Raw genomic sequence first — 21,954 nt, forward strand, 5'->3', positions numbered from 1 at the left:
AAATACGACAATGAGTTCAGTATCACAATATTTTTCAGGTTTATTCGGTGGCATCAAATCATTGCTCACAGGAATGCGGGTGACATGGGGTGAACTGTGGACAAAGAAAATCACAGAGCAATATCCCGAAAATAGAGCAACCCTTGTTATCCCTGACCGTTTCCGTGGCGAACTGGTTATGCCGCATGACGATAGTAACGAACATGCTTGTACGGCTTGTGGTATTTGCCAGATGAATTGCCCTAACGGAACAATAAAGGTTATATCTAAAAGCATAGAAACAGCAGACGGCAAAAAGAAGAAAATTCTTGACCGTTATATTTACGATTTAGGAATGTGTACATTCTGTAACCTGTGTGTGATTACTTGTCCGCAGGATGCAATTATTTTTGCCAATACATTCGAGAATGCACTCTTTACCCGTAGTAAGCTGGTTCAGCAGCTAAACCACGAAGGTTCGAAGCTGTGCGAAAAGAAAAAAGAAGAAAAACCTGTAATTGCCCCTAAACCTGTAGCTAAGGCAGAAGAGGAAGTGCATGGCAAGAAAACAGCGCCGGAAGGTGTGCCTCAGACTCCACTGGAGCCGATACCTGCACAGGATATCAAAGATAATAGCGGTATTCATCCCGAAAATGACTATCCGAAAGATGTGACAACAAAGACGGTTCCGGCTTCGAAAACAGATGCCGATATAGACCCGAAAGAAGATAAAGAATAAGAAATAATATACGATAATCAACAGATTATGGCAGAACAGATTATATTTTACATTATAGCGACAATCATTGTGTTCTCTACCATTATGGCAGTGACGACACAGAAGATTATCCGCTCGGCTACATTCCTGTTATTCGTTCTTTTAGGAACAGCAGGCTTGTATATACTTTTAGATTATCATTTCCTGATGGCGGTGCAGATAGCTGTATATGCCGGAGGTGTGATGGTCTTGTTTATCTTCGCTATCCTGCTTACTCATGAGCCGGGAGTGGATGTTAAGTTCGAAAAACCGGGCAGGATGTTTATTGCTGCAGTTGCCGCCCTTGCAGGGTTGGGTATCTGCGGGCATATTATATTCTATAATGTGAATAAGTTCTATACTTATGTTACACAGCCGGAACTGAATATGCAGGATGTGGGTATGGCAATGATGGGTACGGATAAGTATCAGTATCTGTTGCCGTTCGAGGCTATTAGTATATTATTATTAGCATGTATTATTGGCGGTATAATGATTGCCAGAAAAAGATAATAGGGGAGTTACAAGTTACAAGTTACGAGTTGCAAGGGTGACAAGTAATATGTAATGAGGCTCAATCGTAAAAAAGAAAATAAAAAAACTGTTACAGTTTCAGACGGGAAATTTTTAATTAAAAAGACTCGTAACTCGTAACTCGTAACTCGTAACTAAAAGAATATGGGTGAGTTTATAACAAGTTTTCTATCGGGACCGGTGCCTATCGAGGCGTATCTGGCTGTGAGCACGATTATGTTCTTTGCAGGGGTATACGGTTTCCTTTCACGCAAAAATATGTTGATGGTTCTGATTTCCGTCGAACTGATGCTGAACGCTGCCGACCTGAATTTCGTAGTGTTTAACCGCTATCTGTATCCGGGACAGCTCGAAGGGTTCTTCTTTACGCTCTTCGCCATAGGTATTGCCGCTGCCGAAACAGCCGTTGCTATCGCCATCATCATTAATATATACCGACATGTGAAGAGTATATATGTGGATGAGAACATTACTAACATGAAAAACTAAGAAAAAGAGTTATAAGTTACGAGTTACGAGTGACAAGTAATAAGTAACGCGACTCAACAGAAAGATAAAACAATAAGACTGTTACAGTTTCAGACGAGAAGATATACAAATAAAACACTCGTAACTTGTAACTCGTAACTTGTAACTATAAAAGAAATATGGAACACGTATTTAATTATTCTATACTCATAGTTGTACTTCCGGCCATAATGTTTCTGATTTTGGGGCTGGGCGGAAAATATATGAAGCCTGTAGTTGCCGGAACGCTGGGAACTGTTTCACTTGCTGTAATGGCCGTACTGGCATATATGACGGCTTACCAGTACTTTTTCGAAGTAGGGAAAAGTGCAGAGGGTATTTATCAGGCAATAAGTGTATTCAATTTCGAATGGCTGCGCTTTACCGATAAATTGCATATAGACTTAGGAATGTATCTCGACCCGATTTCGGTGATGATGCTTGTCGTTATCACTACCGTATCGCTGATGGTGCATGTATATAGCTTAGGATATATGAAAGGGGAAAAAGGATTCCAGCGTTACTACGCATTCCTTTCCCTGTTCAGCTTTGCTATGTTAGGCCTTGTGGTGGCCACTAATATATTCCAGATGTATATCTTCTGGGAACTTGTGGGAGTATCTTCGTTCCTGCTAATCAGTTTCTACTATGTGAAACCGTCGGCGGTAGCCGCTTCAAAGAAAGCGTTTATCGTTACCCGTTTTGCTGACTTTTTCTTCCTTGTAGGTATCTTATTATTATCATATTTCACAGGCACATTCGATTTCGCGACTCTTACAGCATCTAATGCTGCTATCTGTGTATCATCTACGGCCGGAGTTTCATTCCTCGGCATGTCTGTGCTCTCATGGGCAATGATTCTTATCTTTATGGGAGGTGCCGGAAAATCGGCGATGATGCCGTTCCACATCTGGTTACCCGATGCGATGGAAGGCCCGACCCCTGCATCAGCCCTTATCCATGCTGCAACGATGGTTGTTGCCGGAGTATTTCTTGTAGCACGTCTGTTCCCTATATATTATTTCGGTGCGCCTGAAATCTTAACAGTCATAGCGTGGGTGGGAGCAATTACAGCATTGTTTGCTGCAATTGTAGCATGTACCCAGACCGATATAAAGCGCGTTCTCGCATTCTCTACCATATCCCAGATTGCATTTATGCTTACTTCACTCGGAGTCTCCAAATTTGGAGGGCACGAGGGATTAGGATATATGGCTGGTATGTTCCATTTATTTACACATGCATTCTTTAAAGCATTATTATTCCTTTGCGCTGGTGCTATTATCCATGCAGTGCATAGTAATGAAATGGATGATATGGGAGGATTGGCCGGTAAATTAAAAATTACATGTATCACATTTGGTATTGCATTGTTTGCTATTGCCGGAGTTCCATTCTTCTCAGGATTCTATAGTAAAGACGAAATACTAGCAGCAGCTTACGAACATAATAAAGCAATATACTTTGTACTGAGCTTTGCAGCCGGACTGACAGCATTTTATATGACCCGTCTGTTCCTACGCATCTTCTTCTATGAAAAGAAACATTATCATCATGAGCCGCACGAGGCAGGCCCTGCGATGGCAATTCCTTTGATTATTCTGGCCATACTTGCTTTTGGAGCAGGATATATTCCATTCGGAAACTTTGTGACATCGGATGGAGTGCCTTACGATATTCATATAGACTGGCAAGTGGCGATAACCAGTGTTGGGATTTCCTTAATAGGAATGGGTATTGCTTTCCGCTTATATTATAAGAAAAATGAAATTCCTGATAAAATTGCGAACAGTATCAGTACATTCTACAAATGGGCACACAATAAGTTCTATTTCGACGAATTGTGGCTGTATGTAACCCGCAATATTATCTTCAAACGTATTTCGGCAACTATCGCATGGTTCGACCGCAAATATGTGGATGGATTTATGAATTCATTGGCAGATGTAACGCAGGCGGCATCCAGTACTATCAAGAATTTCCAGTCGGGATATATTCAGCAATATGCATTGGTTTATCTCATCGGGGCACTGATACTGGTAGTAGGTTTCGGCGGATGGTTAATTTGTTTTATTTGTAAATAAGAAATAAGCTTTTAGCCTTTAGCTTATAGCTATTAGCTAAAAAATAGATAAAGAATTATAAGTTTAAAAAGGCTAATGGCCAACAGCTATTAGCTAACAGCTAAAAAAAACATGAATATTCTTTCATTATTTGTCCTTGTTCCGGTTTTGATGTTAATAGCATTTATTCCATGCCGCAATATCAAACAGGTTCGCACCGTAGGAGTAATAGGTGCAGTTATTGAAGTCGTATTGGCTCTTGTTCTCCTGTTTATGTTCTATCAGGAGCGGGCAGCAGGCAATACCGCCGAAATGTTATTTACATTCGATGCCGTATGGTTTCAGGCTGCCAGTATGAACATACATTATGCAATCGGAGTCGACGGTATATCCGTATTGATGATTCTGTTGACTGCGATTATCATTTTTACGGGGACATTCGCTTCGTGGAATATGAACCCGTTGCCAAAAGACTTCTTTATGTGGCTAACCTTACTGTCAATCGGAGTATACGGCTTCTTCATTTCATTGGATATGTTTACCATGTTCTTCTTCTACGAAATAGCTTTGATACCGATGTATCTGCTTATCGGGCTTTGGGGAACAGGACGTAAGGAATATTCGGCAATGAAACTGACATTGATGCTGATGGGTGGTTCCGCTTTCCTATTTGTAGGAATTCTTGGAATCTACTTCAACTCATCTGTTACAGGAGAATATACATTCAATATGCTTGAGGTAGCAAATAATGCTGCAATTCCCGTTTCGGCACAATACTGGATTTTCCCGCTGACATTCCTCGGATTCGGCGTGTTAGGAGCACTATTTCCATTCCACACATGGTCGCCTGACGGTCACGCATCTGCGCCCACAGCCGTATCTATGCTCCATGCCGGAGTATTGATGAAGCTGGGAGGATACGGATGTTTCCGCATCGCTATGCGTTTGATGCCGGAGGCTGCCGACGAACTTTCATGGATATTTATCATACTGACAGGTATCAGTGTAATTTATGGAGCACTGGGAGCGATTTCTCAGACAGACTTGAAATATATCAATGCTTATTCTTCGGTGAGTCACTGCGGACTGGTATTGTTCGCCATACTGATGATGAATCAGACAGCAATGACCGGAGCAGTGATGCAGATGCTTTCACATGGTTTGATGACAGCCCTCTTCTTTGCCTTGATAGGTATGATATATGGACGGACGCATACGCGTGATATTCGGGAAATGGGCGGTCTGATGAAGATTATGCCGTTCCTCAGTGTATGCTATGTGATTGCCGGATTGGCTTCTCTCGGATTGCCGGGATTGAGTGGATTCGTTGCCGAGATGACAATATTTGTAGGAGCATTCGAACATAATGATATGTTTCATCGCGTATTCACTATAATAGCTGTGTCTTCGATAGTTGCAACAGCAGTATATATACTGAAAGTGGTTGGGAAGATACTTTTCGGCCCTGTACAAGACCAGCATCATCTGGAACTGACAGATGCTGTATGGCATGAAAAGATTGCTACTGTAGGATTGATAATCTGTGTTGCAGGTATGGGATTATTCCCGGGATGGATTTCGGATTTGATAACAGCCAGTCTGGGATATATAAAGTAATCAGTTAACAGTAAACAGTTATCAGTAAACAATAAAATAGAAAAGGGGTTAATTGTAACTCGTAACTAAAAATAAGATATAAAAATGGATTTGAGTAACTATTTGTTGATGAAGCATGAAATGTCACTTATTGTGCTGTTTCTCATACTTATTATTTATGATTTGTTTGCTTCGGACAACGCAAAGAAATATTATTTTCCGGTAGCCTGCACTTTGTTTCTGGCACATACCGTTCTTTGTTTCTTTTTCAAGGATAACGGAACATCCTTTGCGGGCATGTATGTTACCGGTCCGGCATATCTTACAATAAAAAATATACTCAATATAGGAGTCTTTCTGATTCTGCTTCAGGCAAATTCTTGGTTGAAGAAACCGGGTTCGCTGATTAAGCGTGGCGAGTTTTTTATGCTTACTATACTTACGCTGATAGGTATGAACCTGATGATATCTTCCGGAAACTTCCTCTTATTCTATATAGGACTTGAAACTGCTTCCCTTCCTATCGCAGCATTGGTTGCTTTTGATAAGTACAGGCTGGAGTCGGCGGAAGCAGGAGCCAAATATATATTTAACGCAATATTCTCTTCGGGTATAATGGTTTTCGGATTATCGTTCCTTTACGGAGCCTGTGGAACATTATACTATACCGATATAGCAATGAGTATCTATTCTACACCGATGGTGATAATGGCAATGATATTCGTTCTTGCAGGTATATTCTTTAAGATTTCTCTTGTTCCGTTCCACCTGTGGGCACCGGATACTTATCAGGGAGCACCGACCAATGTAACTTTATATCTTTCTACAATATCGAAAGGTGCTGCAGTATTTGCACTGATGGTTATTCTGTTTAAAGTATTCCCTGTATTATCTGAAATCTGGCAGGGTGTCATCTGGATAATAATCCTGTTGACAATAACTATCGGTAACTTATTCGCCCTTCGTCAGAAGAATATGAAACGCTTCCTTGCGTTCTCATCTATATCGCAGGCCGGTTACATCATGCTGAGCGTATTTACCGGAACGGCAGAAGGTATGGCCGCGACAATATTCTATGTCTTTGTTTATGTGTTCTCCAACCTTGCAGCATTCGGTGTTATCTCTGCTATAGAAGATAAGACCGGAAAGGTAAGTATGGATGATTACAACGGGCTATATTATACCAATCCGAAACTGGCGCTGGCAATGATGATAGCCATGTTCTCGCTTGGAGGCATACCGCCTACAGCCGGATTTTTCAGTAAGCTGTTCGTCTTTATGTTTGCCATGCAGCAGGGACATGTATTGCTCGTATTCCTTGCATTCCTGAACACAGTAATATCATTGTACTACTATCTGCTTGTGGTGAAGGCCATGTTTATAAAGAAGAGCAGTTCGCCTATCGAAAGCGTAAGTACTGACGGATATCTGAAAGTATCGCTGGTAGTATCTATGGTGGGAATATTCCTTGTAGGTATGGTAAGTTGTTTCTATCAATATATAGACAAGGCAAGTTTTGGTATATATTAAAGATTATTAATTTATAAATAAAATTCGACAGAAGACTGTATCTTTGGGCTTCTGTCGAATTTTGTACAAAAAATATAGAACAATTCTTTATGAATCTATTAGTTATCCTCCAAGCAGCCACACCAGTAGTAGAGATGGCAGAGCAAACTGTTCAAGCTACAACTCCTGAAGAGAGTTACCTTAGCCTTATAATGAAAGGTGGTTGGATCTTATTGCCCATTTTCCTATTGTCGCTTCTGGCAATCTATGTTATTATAAATAAATCATTGGTAATAAACCGTCTCGGTAAAAAAGATACAATATGGCTATCCCGTGTAGTGGAACTTATACATGAAGGGAAAATCGATAAAGCACTTAAATTTTGTGTAGAACGTCCATATGCATCAGCCAAAGTGATTGCTGCAGGACTTAAAGAATATGAACGTGACGATAAAGAAATACAGGAGTCTATGGAAGTAGAAGCCCGCCAGCAGATCAGTATAATGGAAAGTCAGATGAACTGGCTGGGAATTACCGCTTCTATCGCACCGATGCTCGGGTTCCTTGGTACAATCTTCGGTGTAATCAAAATATTCTATGATATTGCAAAAACTAACGATCTGGCAATCGATACCATATCTACAGGACTATATCAGAAAATGATATGTTCGGGAGCCGGTTTGCTTGTCGGTATTATTGCATATGCCGGATATTATGTGCTGAATGGGCGTATAGATAAGGCTGTGGTGAATATCGATAAAGAATCTAACGAAGTATTGAAAGCTATAAGGGCAAACAAAAGGGGTACCGTAGAGGCATAATTCATTTGTTTATAAAAGGAAGCAAAGCATGAAAATAGAACGTAGAAAAACAAGAGCAGCAGAAGTTTATACTTCTTCGTTGAACGATATTATGTTCTTCCTGTTATTGTTTTTTCTTATTATATCTACAATGGTTACGCCTGCAGCGATCAGAGTGTTGTTGCCCAATGCCGCTACATCAGAACAGGTTGTCACCAAAAAGAATATCAATCTGATAATAACCCAGGACTTAAGATATTACGTTAATGACAAATCGGTCACTAAAGATGAAATAGAACCGGCCTTAATCGCAGCAATTACAAAAGAGAAAGAAAAAAACAGTAATGTAGAAGTAAATGTCTTGTTACAGGCAGACAAATCGCTTAGTCTGCAGAATGTTGTCGATGTAATCGATATAGGAAACAAATTGAAGGTAAAAATGGTATTGTTTACACAAAAACCAGATTGAATATTATAAAATAAATAACTAAAAACTTGAATTTCATTATCTAAAAAAAGGTAATACTCAATGAAATTTGGGGTAGATGATGCAACATTTCCACAAAAAATGCATCTCTAAAATGAAGCTTGGCCAATATGAATGAACTGCAAATTATAGCAGGCTGTAAAGAACAAAAGCGTGAAGCTCAAAAAATGCTATACGAGGCATATGCCCGTAAGATGTATAGCATCTGCTTACGTTATAGTTCCGATCAGGATGCTGCACAGGATTTGCTGCAGGATGGATTCATGAAAGTGTTTGCCAATATTGGCTCTTTTCAGGAAAAAGGCTCTTTTGAAGGCTGGCTTAAACGTATATTTATAAACCTTGCTTTAGAAAACTTAAGAAAGAAAAAATCAATCATTCAGACATCTGACGACGTACAAAATCTACCCGATATAGTAGATGATTCTACTGAAGACGAGCAAATGTATAAAATTTCAGAAACTGAATTATTGAAAATGGTACAGGACTTACCCCGCGGCTACTCAATGGTTTTCAACTTATATGCTATAGAAGACTATTCGCATAAAGAAATAGCCGAGATGATGGGTATCAGTGAAGGGACTTCGCGTTCTCAGTATGTAAGGGCAAGACAGATATTGCAGGAGAAGGTGAAACAATATATAAAACAGCGGTCGTAAGATGATGGAAGATAAAGACAAAATAAAGGATCTATTCTCCTCGAAGCTAGGAAACTTCGAGCCGGAGGTGCCTGCATCCGTTTGGGGTGGGCTGGATCAGCTTTTGTCTAATCAGCCGGCTCCTGCCCCTGATGCATCATCATCTGTTAATTCTTCAACAGCCAATGCAGCTTCTTCGGCCGGAAAAGCATCTATTATAAAAACTGTTGCTATTGCCGTCGGGGTTGCAGCTGCCATTGTTACGGGAGTATTACTTATGCCGGAAGCAGAACCGGTAGTAGAACAGCCTGTAGCAGTAGAAGAAACTCCGGTGAGGGAAGAGGTTGTCCAACCATTGGATACTGTGTTAGAGATGCCTCTTGCAACACGTCCGTTGATAGCAAAAGCAGAAGTACAACCAGTTGTTCAGGCGAGAGCAATGATAATCGAAGATACTGATCCTGTAGAGGAAACCCGTGAAGAGGTTACTCCGGAAGTAACAGATGAACCTGAAAAGGTAGAGAGAAAACCAATGATAGGAAGAAAACCTATGATGGTGGGAGAATCGGAAATGTTGAATGATGTAGTCATAGGCAAATCCGGTAAAGGATTCTCGATCGGAATAACAGGTAATGCCGGATTATTAAGTGATAACAGCCAATATTCCAACAGCGACGTTATGTTCTCTCACCATATAAGGACAGATGTCTTTAATGATGCGCTTAATAAAGAGAACAGCGAATTTGAACTGGAACACAGGCAGCCTATATCATTCGGCGTTACAATAAGCAAACAACTGACTCCGAGATTGTCCATAGAGACAGGATTGATATACACGCATCTGTCGTCGAAGGTGAAATCGAATAGCGCATTTAAGATCAGTGAATCGCAATATATCAACTATCTGGGAGTGCCTGTATCATTGAATTATACATTCTATGAACTGGGACAGACTAAATTCTACTTCTCATTGGGTGGAATGGTGCAGAAGGATATAAACGGCAGGTATATAAGCAACGTCGGTTTCTCTTTATTCGATATTGAAGATGAATCGCTTGCGGGTCATGTATTCTATTCAGAACCTTACTATGTAAGAGAATCGGTGAAACAATCTCATCCTCAGTTCTCGGTGAGGTCGAGTATAGGAGTATCATATCCGTTGTATAAAAAATTGTATCTTTACGGAACAATAGGGGGCGCTTATTATTTCGATGCCGGAAACAAACATAGGACTATATATTCCGACAAGAAAACCCAACTGGATCTTAATCTGGGAATTAAATTTGACTTTTAAATAAATTTTTTCAATTAAATAATAGTATGAAAAAAACATCTTTATTAAGAATTTTATGTAGTGTGTTCTCCGTTGTGTTATTGATGTCTTCATGTCTTGGAGACGGAGATTCTTCTTTTACCGTTGAAAGGGATTTTGCTTATATAGTAAGTGGTGACGTAGGACCAGGTAAATATGCAATAACGCCTAACGGATATATTGTAAGTGATGTTATTACTAAATTGCAAACGGGAAAGTGTTATTACATAGGCTATAAAGTTACCAATACTACAGCCGAAGGCTTTTATCAGGCGGAATATGTGAATGTATTAAATAATGGTAATCCTATTCCAGATGCTGAATTCTCTCTCCTACCTCCTTATTCGGGCATTCCTGTACGTAACGATACGATTACACCGACAAATCTGGCAATAAAATTATGGTCGGGAAGCCAGCACGCTATTGGTGACAGATGGCTGGTAGACTATAACATGACCAAAAAGGAGAATGATGAAGTAAAGGCATACTTTTATTTCGACAGAAATAATCAAAAAGATTCGGAAGGGGAAATTAAGCCGGGTGATAATAAAATCATTATAGATATTAGGTTTGCATTCATTAAAAATACTGGAGAAACTAACGTCACAGATGTCTTTTCTACAGTAGGAAACCTGGGTGGTGTAAGAACTAATTACACGCCGGATTATACTAAGGGTGAAGAAAAGTATGTGAATGTTCCTGTTAAGTTCAGATATCAGAAATATACAACAGCCGGACAGCCAGCAGAGGTGGTATATATCGGTTCATGGAATTTGAATAGTAGTTCGAATGTATATTATTTGCAGTTTGAAAAGCCGTAAAGAAAGATAATAAAATGAAATATAGAAAGACGTAGCCTGTTGACTACGTCTTTCTTTCATATTTAAAAATATGTTTGATAACGATATCTTCACAATACTAAAAGACCATCTCCCACAGATAATAGCCTCGGCAATGATAATATTGCTGATGCCGTCCTCTAAATACATTACAGGAAAAGTAATAAGAAAGTACGGTACGCTCACCTTGAAATCCGAAGCGCGTACGATGCAAATCATCCAGGTGATCAATATTCTTATCAATTTTACCTGCCTTCTGGCTTTAGCCATAATCTGGGGAGTGCAACCTCAGAATATGTGGGTGGCGATGTCTTCCATTTTTGCGGTGATAGGAGTAGCTATGTTTGCACAATGGTCGATATTGAGCAATATCACAGCGGGGTTGATTATATTCTTTACCACGCCTTTTCATATCGGCGATGAAATCCATATTCTGGATAAGGATTCGCCTATCGATGCGGTGATTGAGAATATACTCACTTTTCATACCCATTTGCGTACGCTGGAAGGTGAACTCATCATTATACCCAATTCGCTGTTCCTGCAAAAGATAGTTTCCGTAGGAAAAATGGAAAGATAAATTCCGTAAAATATATAGCATAGATTTTTTTTCTATATTTGCGTTATCTATAAACGAAAATACATAATAATATGTCGGTAAATAAAGTGATACTAGTGGGGAATGTGGGGAAAGATCCCGATGTAAAATATTTTGATAACGGAAGTGTGGTAGCAAATTTTACATTGGCCACTACCGAAAGAGGATATACGGCTGCTAACGGTACGCAGATACCCGATCGCACCGAATGGCATAATATTGTTTGCTGGAGAGGCTTGGCGAAAGTTGCCGAGCAATTTGTAAGAAAAGGTACTCAAGTCTATGTAGAAGGTAAGATCCGCTCGCGTACATACGATGATGCCAATGGAGTAAAGAGATACGTGAATGAAATATATGCCGATAATCTCGAATTGCTGGGAAGCCGCAGAAGAGAAGGCGGAGAAGGAAACGATATGCCTTACTCACCACCGGCAAATGAAAGTTATCAATCGCCTAATACTACTTATGGCGGAGCATCTAATGTATCGGAAGAAGATGATTTGCCATTTTAATCAGTAATGACAACTCTTTAAGAGTTTTAAAATATAAACAGATTAATGCAAACGGGCGACTATTTGAATTAATCTGTTTTACTTTATTATAAAATGAAGAAGCTTTATATTATACTTTTTACCTTCCTTTTTGTATTTGTTTCCTGCAATGAGCATACTCCCCAGCCAAAGGGGTATTCGCGTATCGACAGGTCAAAGACGGAGTTGATGAAGTTTGATTACAAATATTTTTCATTCCTGTATTCCGCCGATTCAAAAGTAGAAGAAGTAAAGAAAGAAGCTTCCGAAGGGTATTGGTTTAATATTAATTATCCGGCATATAATGCTATTATTTACTGTACATATTTATCTATAGATAGTAAGGTTTTGAATAAAGCTTTGGAAGACAGCTATCAGCTGGCATATAGCCAGTCGTTGAAAGCAAATGCAATACAGCAAAGCCTATTTGAAGATTCTTTACATAATAAAACGAGTATTATTTATGATATAAAAGGTATGGTAGCTTCACCCGTTCAGTTTTATGTTACAGATAATCAATCTCATTTTCTGAGAGGATCAATGTACTTCGATCAGACGTTTGTTCCCGATTCTGTGGCACCCATTGTGGAATTCTTGCGGGACGATATAAGGGGTATTATAGAATCTTTAGAATGGAAGAAAAAGTGACAAATACGTTACTTTTGTTACCTTTTAACTAAATATGGTTAATTAATGTTAATAAATGATGGTGGTGAATTATTTCCACCGCTTTGCGCCATTGGCATATTTACATATTTGCTAATTGGCACATTGATCACCATTAATTGGCAAACGAACAAAACAATACATTAAACTATTTTTCCTACCTTTGTGCTCTGAAAAATAGAGATATCAACATGGCAGAAACCAAAGAGCAATTTGAGCATGTAATTGCAATCTGCCGTAGCCTTTTTGCAAAGAAATTAAAGGATTACGGTGCTTCGTGGCGTATACTGCGCCCTCAGTCGGTTACAGATCAGATACTGATTAAGGCTAAGCGTATCAGGAGCATAGAAGAGAAGGGTATGAGCCTGATAGATGAAGGAATCGCCCCGGAGTTTATCGGTATTGTAAACTATGGTATTATAGGCCTTATTCAACTGGAAGAAGGTTTTGCCGATAGTGTTGATATGAACGAAAACGAAGTCTTAGCGTTATATGATAAACATATGACCGAGACAAAAGAACTGATGTATGCCAAAAATCATGATTATGACGAGGCTTGGCGCTCTATGCGCATCAGTTCATATACAGACCTTATACTTACAAAGATATACCGCACAAAACAGATAGAAGAGAATAAAGGTAAAACAATCGTGTCGGAAGGAATAGAGGCCAATTATATGGATATGATCAATTATTCATTGTTCGGCCTTATAAAGCTTGAATTTCCGGACGAAGAAAATTGATTAGCGGACAAAGATGAGAGATAAAGGTATAAAGATATTAGTTGAGATTTCCAGAATCATTCTGGGCGCTACCTTTATATTTTCGGGCTTTGTAAAGACTGTCGATCCTTTCGGCACTGCTTATAAAATAGAAGATTATTTTGCAGCCTTCGGTCTTACTTCTCTTTCTTTTATGTCTTTTCCTCTATCTGCATTGCAGGGAATTATTGAATTTGCTATGGGAGCCTGTATGTTATTCGGAATATACCGTCGTTGGAATTCACGATTGACTTTGATAGTAATGGTCTTTATGACTTTTCTCACTTTCTATCTTGCAATAGCTAATCCGGTAGATGACTGCGGCTGTTTCGGAGATTTCCTTATTATTACCAACTGGCAGACATTCTATAAGAATATAGTTCTGTTATTATGTGCTGCTGTTGTCTTTATATATCCCGAAAAGATTAGCAATCTTTTTACAGGAAAAACTTACTGGCTGGCCTTTTTATATATCATCATCTTTATCAGTCTTTTCACTTTCCGTAATTATATATATGAACCATTATTCGACTTCCGTCCTTACAGAATCGGCGCAAATATTCCCGAACTAATGGGAATAGACGAAGGTAAAGGACGCGAGGAAAAGACAATGTTGTTATATGCTAAAGACGGAGTAGAAAAGGAGTTTACCGAAGATAACTATCCATGGGAAGACAGTACATGGGTATTTGTCAGGATGGAAACCGAAGTATTGAAAAAAGGAGAGGAATCTCCGATAAAGGACTTTGTTATAAATGAACTGGTTTTCGATGCAAAAAAAACAGAGATAATTGCACAGAATGATATTACTACGGAAGTTTTATCGGACAGCAATTATGTTTTCCTGATGTTCTCATCATCTCTGGAAGATATCAATATGTCATATCTCAGTAGTTTCGAAGATGTGAATGAATATGCTAAATATGACGGCTATAAATTCTATTGCGTTACATCATCCACGACCGATGAGATAATAAAATGGTCGGATGAGAATGTGATCAATTTCAGATTTTGCTCGATGGATGAGCGGGCAATAAAAACCGTCATCCGTTCCAACCCCGGACTGGTATTGTTAAAAGGCGGTATCGTTATCAACAAATGGCCTGATATAGATGTTCCTGCAGAAGAAGATCTGGTTAAGCCTTTAAATGAATTGTCTTACGGTCAGTTGATTGACGAAGGAAGTCAGGATAGAAAGCATCTCTTTTATGTATGCCTAACATTCTTAGTACCGTTATTAGGGCTTAAAGGATTAGACTTGCTGTTTTTCAGAAGAAAGCGAAAAGAGGCTGCTGCTGTGGAAGAGGAGAATATTCAGGAATAAAATACGTTTACACTATAATAAATATAAATAAAAACACATTAATCATGAGAAAGAACATTGTTGCAGGAAACTGGAAAATGAATAAGAATTTACAGGAAGGAGTTGCTTTTGCAAAAGACCTTGAAGCTGCTCTTGCCGGTAAAGCATTGAAATGTGATGTAATTATCGGAACTCCGTTTATTCATCTTGCTAGCGTTGCATCATCTACAAAATTGGGAGTAGCCGCTCAGAACTGTGCGGACAAGGCTTCGGGTGCTTATACCGGAGAGGTATCTGCTGATATGGTGGCTTCTACAGGTGCTAAATATGTAATATTGGGACACTCTGAACGTCGTACATATTACGGTGAAACAGATGCAATCCTTAAAGAAAAAGTATTGCTGGCATTAGCTAATGGACTCAGCCCGATTTTCTGTATTGGTGAAACTAAAGACGAAAGAGAAAAGAATGTACATTTCGACGTAGTTAAGAAACAAACTGTAGATGCACTTTTCGAACTTTCAGCTGAAGATTTCTCTAAGATCGTTATTGCATACGAGCCGGTTTGGGCTATCGGAACAGGCCTTACTGCAACATCTGCTCAGGCTCAGGAAATGCATGCTTATATCCGTCAGACAATTGCTGATAAATACGGAAAAGAAGTAGCTGACAATACATCTATCCTTTACGGAGGTAGTGCTAACGGCGGTAATGCAAAAGAATTGTTTGCATGTCCTGATATCGATGGTGGTCTTATCGGTGGCGCTTCTCTCGATGTAGAGAAATTTATCCCTGTGATCGAAGGATTCTAATCCTTCCTACATATACATTGCAGGGGAATAAGAATTCCCCTGCAATTGATTTTCTTTATAAAATGGACGATATGAAAAAGAGTCTTTATATTTTTCTTGTTTTATCTCTAATTTCCGGATTTGCGGTGGCACAGAACGGGAACAGGACGATAATAGATGATCTGAATACATCCAAATGGGGACAAGGAAATGTGAAAGTTATGCAGGACGAAGCAGTGCAGAATGTTCTGGGCATACGCCAGACTGCTGCTGTTATTGCTCCGGACACTACAAAAACTATAGGCGCTATCGATCCGGCGGCAAACTTTACAAAAGTAAAAGGATTTAAGATACAGGTATTCTCAGGCAACAATCAACAACGTTCCAAGCGGGAAGCCGAATCAAAACAAGCACAGGTCAGGACACAGTTTCCTGAGCTGGAATCAGTCGTGAGTTTTGTTTCTCCTTTCTGGCGTCTGCGGGTAGGTAACTTTTTGACGAGAGAGGATGCCAACACAATGCTGAAAGAGATGAAAAAAGCATTTCCCGGATTTGGGCGGGAGATGTATGTTGTAGATGATGTTGTAAAACGTCCTGTACATTAATTTATAAGATGAATTAATATCTTCACAATGCAAGAAGAACAAAATACAGAGTTGCTGGCAGATCATTATAAGAAAATAATAAGTCTTTTGGGAGAAGATGCGGAACGCGAGGGTTTACTCGATACACCGCAGAGGGTAGCAAAAGCAATGCAATTCCTGACGAAGGGATACTGTGAAAGTCCGGAGGAAATATTACAGAAGGCCCTCTTTAAGGAAGATTACCGGCAAATGGTGATTGTAAAGGATATCGATTTCTATTCACTCTGTGAGCATCATATGCTCCCGTTTTGGGGTAAAGCGCATGTCGCTTATATTCCGAATGGCCATATCACCGGTCTTAGTAAGATTGCAAGGGTAGTGGATGTATATGCCCGCCGTCTGCAGGTACAGGAGCGGATGACACTGCAGATAAAAGCTTGCATACAAAAAACGCTTAACCCTTTAGGAGTCATGGTTGTAATAGAAGCACAGCATATGTGTATGCAGATGCGGGGAGTGGAAAAGCAGAATTCTACAACAACTACTTCCGATTTTACGGGAGTATTTAATCAGGCAAAAACCCGCGAAGAGTTTATAAATCTTATCCGTTAAAGATGATAACTTATAGCTAAATATTCACGGGGTTTTCTGAATAAGAATAACCTCGTTTTTTGTTGAGATAAGAAGAGAAATATGTATTTGTATAATATCCATACCCACAACATTGGATCACGGGAAATAGAAGGCTATAAATTCCGTTATATATTAAATACCTTCCCGGATGATTTTGAGAAGAAATCTTCTGAGAATGAAGATGTATGGTTTTCATGCGGGATACATCCATGGTATATTGATGATATTTCACGTCAGATATCACTTTTAGAAGAAATAGCATCTGATGAAAGGGTCGTAGCGATAGGTGAAGCCGGACTGGATAAAATGAAAGGCCCGGATATTAATATTCAGATAGATGTTTTTAGGCAGCAAATAGAATTAGCTGTAAAAGTTGGTAAACCTCTTATCATTCATTGTGTAAAAGCATGGGATGAATTGGTTGCTTTACATAAAGAATATAAGACAGACATTCCCTGGATAATTCATGGCTATAGAGGAAATGCACAGCAAGCTGCACAACTCGGTAAAATCGGATTTAAGTTTTCATTTGGTGAACATTTCAATGAAGAAACATTACGCTCTTTGCCAATCGAATCTATTTTTTGTGAAACGGATACATCAGAAGTTACAATTTGTAAGGTATATAGTTCGATTTCGGATGTACTTCATATTGAAATTAATCAATTTGTCGAAAAAATAGAGTATAATATCAAAAAATATATCAAATAATTTACAAAAGTATATCTGTGTATTCCTGATTTTATTATTTTTACCAGTCTAAAGCTTACAAATTGACATGATAGATATAAATGCTCATATATTATTGATCTATACAGGCGGAACGATCGGGATGGTCGAGAATCCTGTAACAGGATCGCTTGAGCCTTTCGATTTTGCACATCTAAACAGCCATTTGCCCGAATTGCAACGCTTTAGATTCCATGTCGATCATATCGTATTCGATCCGGTTATCGATTCTTCGGATATCACACCGGAGCATTGGAAGAAAATAGTATATGTCATTGAGAGTAATTATAATAAATATGACGGCTTTGTAATTCTTCACGGTACTGATACTATGGCCTATACAGCATCGGCGCTTAGCTTTATGATCGAGAATCTTCATAAGCCTGTTGTTCTTACCGGTGCACAACTGCCGATCGGTAAATTACGTACTGATGCTAAAGAAAACCTTATTACGGCTCTTGAGATTGCTGCAGATAAAGATGTTTTGGGAAATCCTATTGTGCCCGAAGTGTGCATATTCTTTCAGAATGACTTATTGAGAGGCAACAGGACAACCAAAGTAAATGCAGATAACTTCAATGCATTCAAATCATATAACTACCCCAATCTTGGAAAATCGGGAATACAGATAAGGTACGACCGCAAGGTTATCCACCAGCCCGATTATGATAAGAAAACGGTCTTTCATTACTTTCTCGATACTCGTATAGCTACATTGAAGTTATTTCCGGGTATTAGCCCTCATACGGTAGAGGCTGTTTTAATGCAGAAGAATATTAAAGCAGTTATTCTCGAAACATACGGATCGGGAAATGCACCCCTATCCTCTTGGTTTATAGATTCTATACGCGAAGCTGTCAAAAGAGGCATAGTTATCGTCAATATCACTCAGTGCAATACAGGTATGGTAGATATGCAGCGATACGAGACAGGTCGCGAATTACTGAGAGCCGGCGTTATCAGCGGTTCGGATGCGACATTCGAAACAGCCGTAGCTAAATTGATGTTTCTCATAGGCCACAAATATAGCAAAGAAGATATTCAGATACGGATGCGGGTACCGTTAATAGGTGAAATAACACGTTTCGAAGACAGGGTTAATGAAACGATATGAGAACCTGCGGCTTTTAGCCGAAAAAGCACAACCATCGTTTCTGCAATATTACAAGAAGAATAAGAAACGTTTGGCAAAAATGGATACCGAAGTTCAGGAAATACATGATGAAGTATCCGATGAAATTGATTGCCTGTTATGCGCTAACTGTTGCAGGACATTAGGGCCTGCTCTCTATGATAAAGATATCGAACGTATGGCAAAGGCTTTGAGAATAAAGCCGGCTGAGGTTGTATCTTCGTATCTTAGAATAGATGAAGACGGGGATTATGTTTTCAGAAGTATGCCCTGTTCTTTTTTACTTCCCGATAATTATTGCTCCATATATGAATCCCGGCCTAAAGCCTGTCGGGAATATCCTCACACCGACCGAAAAAAGTTTGAACAAATTTTCAAACTAACTGTTAAAAATACAGAAACTTGCCCGATAGCATACGAGGTGCTACTTCGGTTGGTGAAAAAATGATTAATAGAATATATGAAGAGTTTTTATCTCTTGTTGGCGTTAATATTCTTAGCGCTCACTTCACTACATGCACAGAATGATACAGTTCAGCAGGATACGATTACTGTAAATAAACATACTTCTGATACAACCAAAAGTGTCAAGGAGTTTATCTCACATCAAACAGATGCATTGATAGGTTCGGTGTTTGGGCCTTCTAAGCAGCTAAGTAATGCCGACAGCATCGTAAACAAATTTGATTCACAGCCTTCTTTTGGGATTTACAAGGATAACTATTTTGTGCTCGGAACCGAAATGTTCCATAAGCCTACAAAATACAATTCTGACGTTAAATTTCAGATCAGTGTGATGCACAGGATTACGAATAGTACACTCCCATTGAAAACATATTTGTTTTTAACCTATACTCAAAAAGCTTACTGGGATGTTTTTCAGGATTCTTTCCCTTTTCGGGATTTAAACTTCAATCCAACTTTGGGGCTTGGAAAAGCTTTGGTCCGGAATAATCGATTCCTTGGTACTATAAATATGCAGTTTGAGCATGAATCGAACGGAAAGGATGGAGATGCTTCCCGTAGCTGGAATAAGATATCATTTGGTAGTTACTTAACTCTGAACGACCGTATGACATTCCAGACAAAATTATGGATTCCCATAGTTGACGGATCCAATAATAAGGATATTGTTCATTATTCGGGATGGGGATTATTCGCTTTTGACTACTCCAGTGCAAAAAGGAAATACAATATAGGAGCTGTTGTTACTAAAAGAGGAGGTGCGAATTTGAGTGCTAATATCGAGCTCAATTTTTCGATTCGTCTTTTTAGTGACGATAATCAATATCTCTTTCTTCAATACTATAATGGGTACGGAGAATCTATGCTCGATTATAAACAATACAGACAACGGATTCGGCTGGGATTCGTAATTAAACCGAATTTCTTCACGATATATTAGAAGAATATTCAGACTGCAATATTCTTATTTATAGAGCATTGAAAAATTACTTTATTTTTCTTTGTTTTTTCTTCGATAAATATTTGGAGATAGATAAATAAAATACATATCTTTGCACCCGCTTTGATACTCAGCGGCGGCTGATTTAAGAGATAAAAAGCTTAGATATTTGATATAACAAATCAGTTATATAAAAAGTTTTAGAGCGAGATAGCGATCTTTGATAAAATGACAACAGAAGATAGAGTGTAGTACAGGAATGCTAATTAATAATTAACAATTAATAATTAGCAACAAGATACTAGAGATAGTATCAGGGTATTACCGTCAATTAGATTTAGGATATAAGTTTAATGAAAGAGGACAGGATCAGAAGGTATAAAAGAAAGAATATACAAAGAAGAGTTTGATCCTGGCTCAGGATGAACGCTAGCGATAGGCCTAACACATGCAAGTCGAGGGGCAGCACGGTGTAGCAATACATTGGTGGCGACCGGCGCACGGGTGAGTAACGCGTATGCAACCTACCTACAACAGGGGCATAACCCGGAGAAATCCGGACTAATACCGCATAAAACAGGGGCTCCGCATGGAGATATTTGTTAAAGATTTATCGGTTGTAGATGGGCATGCGTTCCATTAGCCAGTTGGTGAGGTAACGGCTCACCAAAGCAACGATGGATAGGGGAACTGAGAGGTTTATCCCCACACTGGAACTGAGACACGGACCAGACTCCTACGGGAGGCAGCAGTGAGGAATATTGGTCAATGGGCGAGAGCCTGAACCAGCCAAATCGCGTGAAGGAAGACTGCCTTATGGGTTGTAAACTTCTTTTATAGGGGAATAAAAAGGCTTACGCGTAAGCTATTGCATGTACCCTATGAATAAGCATCGGCTAACTCCGTGCCAGCAGCCGCGGTAATACGGAGGATGCGAGCGTTATCCGGATTTATTGGGTTTAAAGGGTGCGCAGGCGGGCTATTAAGTCAGCGGTGAAATTTTCAGGCTCAACCTGAACACTGCCGTTGAAACTGGTAGCCTTGAGTGTGGATGAAGTAGGCGGAATTCGTTGTGTAGCGGTGACATGCTTAGATATAACGAGAACTCCGATTGCGTAGGCAGCTTACTAAGCCATAACTGACGCTCATGCACGAAAGCGTGGGGATCAAACAGGATTAGATACCCTGGTAGTCCACGCCGTAAACGATGATTACTAGTTGTATGCGATATACCGTATGTGACTAAGCGAAAGCGATAAGTAATCCACCTGGGGAGTACGCCGGCAACGGTGAAACTCAAAGGAATTGACGGGGCCCGCACAAGCGGAGGAACATGTGGTTTAATTCGATGATACGCGAGGAACCTTACCCGGGCTTGAAATGCAGAAGAATAACGAAGAAATTTGTTAGCCAGCAATGGCTTCTGTGTAGGTGCTGCATGGTTGTCGTCAGCTCGTGCCGTGAGGTGTCGGCTTAAGTGCCATAACGAGCGCAACCCACATTATTAGTTACTAACAGGTCAAGCTGAGGACTCTAATAAGACTGCCGGCGTAAGCTGCGAGGAAGGTGTGGATGACGTCAAATCAGCACGGCCCTTACGTCCGGGGCGACACACGTGTTACAATGGGTGGTACAAAGGGCAGCTACCGGGCGACCGGATGCCAATCTCCAAAGCCACTCCCAGTTCGGATCGGAGTCTGCAACTCGACTCCGTGAAGCTGGATTCGCTAGTAATCGCGCATCAGCCATGGCGCGGTGAATACGTTCCCGGGCCTTGTACACACCGCCCGTCAAGCCATGG

General features: G+C 39.7%; 22 protein-coding genes, 1 rRNA gene and 1 pseudogene. All 24 read left to right on the top strand.

The window, feature by feature from the left end:
- Positions 1 to 10: 10 nt before the first annotated feature.
- Positions 11 to 484: pseudogene (locus tag K348_RS0118115) on the top strand (4Fe-4S binding protein); the annotation flags it as partial.
- Positions 485 to 745: 261 nt separating this feature from the next.
- Positions 746 to 1,249, top strand: coding sequence for an NADH-quinone oxidoreductase subunit J (locus tag K348_RS0118120; protein WP_029906957.1), 504 nt, complete (start codon positions 746 to 748; stop codon positions 1,247 to 1,249).
- Positions 1,250 to 1,414: 165 nt separating this feature from the next.
- Positions 1,415 to 1,759 carry an NADH-quinone oxidoreductase subunit NuoK gene (gene nuoK, locus K348_RS0118125; protein WP_036930786.1) on the top strand — a complete coding sequence of 115 codons (345 nt, stop codon included), beginning with the start codon at positions 1,415 to 1,417 and terminating at the stop codon, positions 1,757 to 1,759.
- 158 nt (positions 1,760 to 1,917) lie between these two features.
- Positions 1,918 to 3,861 (top strand): NADH-quinone oxidoreductase subunit L, encoded by a 1,944-nt coding sequence (nuoL, locus tag K348_RS0118130; protein WP_029906959.1) that lies wholly within the window; start codon positions 1,918 to 1,920, stop codon positions 3,859 to 3,861.
- Positions 3,862 to 3,972: 111 nt separating this feature from the next.
- A complete protein-coding gene (locus K348_RS0118135; protein ID WP_029906960.1) occupies positions 3,973 to 5,457 on the top strand; it encodes a NuoM family protein in 1,485 nt (494 codons plus the stop codon).
- Positions 5,458 to 5,541: 84 nt separating this feature from the next.
- On the top strand, positions 5,542 to 6,966 hold the full coding sequence (locus K348_RS0118140; protein WP_029906961.1) for an NADH-quinone oxidoreductase subunit N: 1,425 nt from the start codon (positions 5,542 to 5,544) through the stop codon (positions 6,964 to 6,966).
- Positions 6,967 to 7,055: 89 nt separating this feature from the next.
- Positions 7,056 to 7,766 carry a MotA/TolQ/ExbB proton channel family protein gene (locus K348_RS0118145; RefSeq protein ID WP_029906962.1) on the top strand — a complete coding sequence of 237 codons (711 nt, stop codon included), beginning with the start codon at positions 7,056 to 7,058 and terminating at the stop codon, positions 7,764 to 7,766.
- A 28-nt stretch (positions 7,767 to 7,794) separates the two neighbouring features.
- A complete protein-coding gene (locus K348_RS0118150; RefSeq protein WP_029906963.1) occupies positions 7,795 to 8,214 on the top strand; it encodes a biopolymer transporter ExbD in 420 nt (139 codons plus the stop codon).
- A 128-nt stretch (positions 8,215 to 8,342) separates the two neighbouring features.
- Positions 8,343 to 8,891 (top strand): RNA polymerase sigma factor, encoded by a 549-nt coding sequence (locus K348_RS0118155; protein ID WP_029906964.1) that lies wholly within the window; start codon positions 8,343 to 8,345, stop codon positions 8,889 to 8,891.
- 1 nt (position 8,892) lies between these two features.
- Positions 8,893 to 10,164: a hypothetical protein gene (locus tag K348_RS0118160; protein ID WP_029906965.1), complete on the top strand. Its 1,272-nt coding sequence runs from the start codon at positions 8,893 to 8,895 to the stop codon at positions 10,162 to 10,164.
- A 26-nt stretch (positions 10,165 to 10,190) separates the two neighbouring features.
- Positions 10,191 to 11,003: a hypothetical protein gene (locus tag K348_RS0118165; protein WP_156032926.1), complete on the top strand. Its 813-nt coding sequence runs from the start codon at positions 10,191 to 10,193 to the stop codon at positions 11,001 to 11,003.
- 70 nt (positions 11,004 to 11,073) lie between these two features.
- Positions 11,074 to 11,601 (top strand): mechanosensitive ion channel domain-containing protein, encoded by a 528-nt coding sequence (locus tag K348_RS0118170; RefSeq protein ID WP_029906967.1) that lies wholly within the window; start codon positions 11,074 to 11,076, stop codon positions 11,599 to 11,601.
- A 71-nt stretch (positions 11,602 to 11,672) separates the two neighbouring features.
- A complete protein-coding gene (locus K348_RS0118175) occupies positions 11,673 to 12,131 on the top strand; it encodes a single-stranded DNA-binding protein (protein WP_029906968.1) in 459 nt (152 codons plus the stop codon).
- 93 nt (positions 12,132 to 12,224) lie between these two features.
- Entirely contained in the window at positions 12,225 to 12,797 is a 573-nt protein-coding gene (locus K348_RS0118180; protein WP_029906969.1) for a hypothetical protein, read from the top strand.
- Positions 12,798 to 13,006: 209 nt separating this feature from the next.
- On the top strand, positions 13,007 to 13,558 hold the full coding sequence (locus tag K348_RS0118185) for a DUF1599 domain-containing protein (RefSeq protein ID WP_029906326.1): 552 nt from the start codon (positions 13,007 to 13,009) through the stop codon (positions 13,556 to 13,558).
- A gap of 13 nt (positions 13,559 to 13,571) precedes the next feature.
- The gene (locus tag K348_RS0118190; protein WP_029906970.1) at positions 13,572 to 14,900 is read left to right on the top strand and encodes a BT_3928 family protein; all 1,329 of its coding nucleotides are present in this window, start codon (positions 13,572 to 13,574) and stop codon (positions 14,898 to 14,900) included.
- A gap of 44 nt (positions 14,901 to 14,944) precedes the next feature.
- Positions 14,945 to 15,691 carry a triose-phosphate isomerase gene (gene tpiA / locus K348_RS0118195; protein ID WP_029906971.1) on the top strand — a complete coding sequence of 249 codons (747 nt, stop codon included), beginning with the start codon at positions 14,945 to 14,947 and terminating at the stop codon, positions 15,689 to 15,691.
- A 71-nt stretch (positions 15,692 to 15,762) separates the two neighbouring features.
- Positions 15,763 to 16,275, top strand: a complete 513-nt coding sequence (locus tag K348_RS0118200) for an SPOR domain-containing protein (RefSeq protein WP_029906327.1) — start codon at positions 15,763 to 15,765, stop codon at positions 16,273 to 16,275.
- A gap of 27 nt (positions 16,276 to 16,302) precedes the next feature.
- Positions 16,303 to 16,866 carry a GTP cyclohydrolase I FolE gene (gene folE / locus K348_RS0118205; RefSeq protein WP_029906328.1) on the top strand — a complete coding sequence of 188 codons (564 nt, stop codon included), beginning with the start codon at positions 16,303 to 16,305 and terminating at the stop codon, positions 16,864 to 16,866.
- Positions 16,867 to 16,947: 81 nt separating this feature from the next.
- Positions 16,948 to 17,598 (top strand): TatD family hydrolase, encoded by a 651-nt coding sequence (locus K348_RS0118210; protein WP_029906972.1) that lies wholly within the window; start codon positions 16,948 to 16,950, stop codon positions 17,596 to 17,598.
- A 67-nt stretch (positions 17,599 to 17,665) separates the two neighbouring features.
- Positions 17,666 to 18,730, top strand: a complete 1,065-nt coding sequence (locus K348_RS0118215; RefSeq protein ID WP_029906331.1) for an asparaginase — start codon at positions 17,666 to 17,668, stop codon at positions 18,728 to 18,730.
- On the top strand, positions 18,717 to 19,196 hold the full coding sequence (locus K348_RS0118220; protein ID WP_029906332.1) for a YkgJ family cysteine cluster protein: 480 nt from the start codon (positions 18,717 to 18,719) through the stop codon (positions 19,194 to 19,196). Before K348_RS0118215 ends, K348_RS0118220 begins: the two co-directional genes overlap by 14 nt.
- A gap of 12 nt (positions 19,197 to 19,208) precedes the next feature.
- Complete coding sequence (locus tag K348_RS0118225; protein WP_029906334.1) at positions 19,209 to 20,153, top strand: phospholipase A; 945 nt, start codon at positions 19,209 to 19,211, stop codon at positions 20,151 to 20,153.
- Between the two features lie 394 nt (positions 20,154 to 20,547).
- Positions 20,548 to 21,954 (top strand): 16S ribosomal RNA (locus K348_RS0118230); the annotation flags it as partial.

Source organism: Prevotella sp. 10(H), from assembly GCF_000711235.1.
Classification (GTDB): domain Bacteria; phylum Bacteroidota; class Bacteroidia; order Bacteroidales; family Dysgonomonadaceae; genus Dysgonomonas.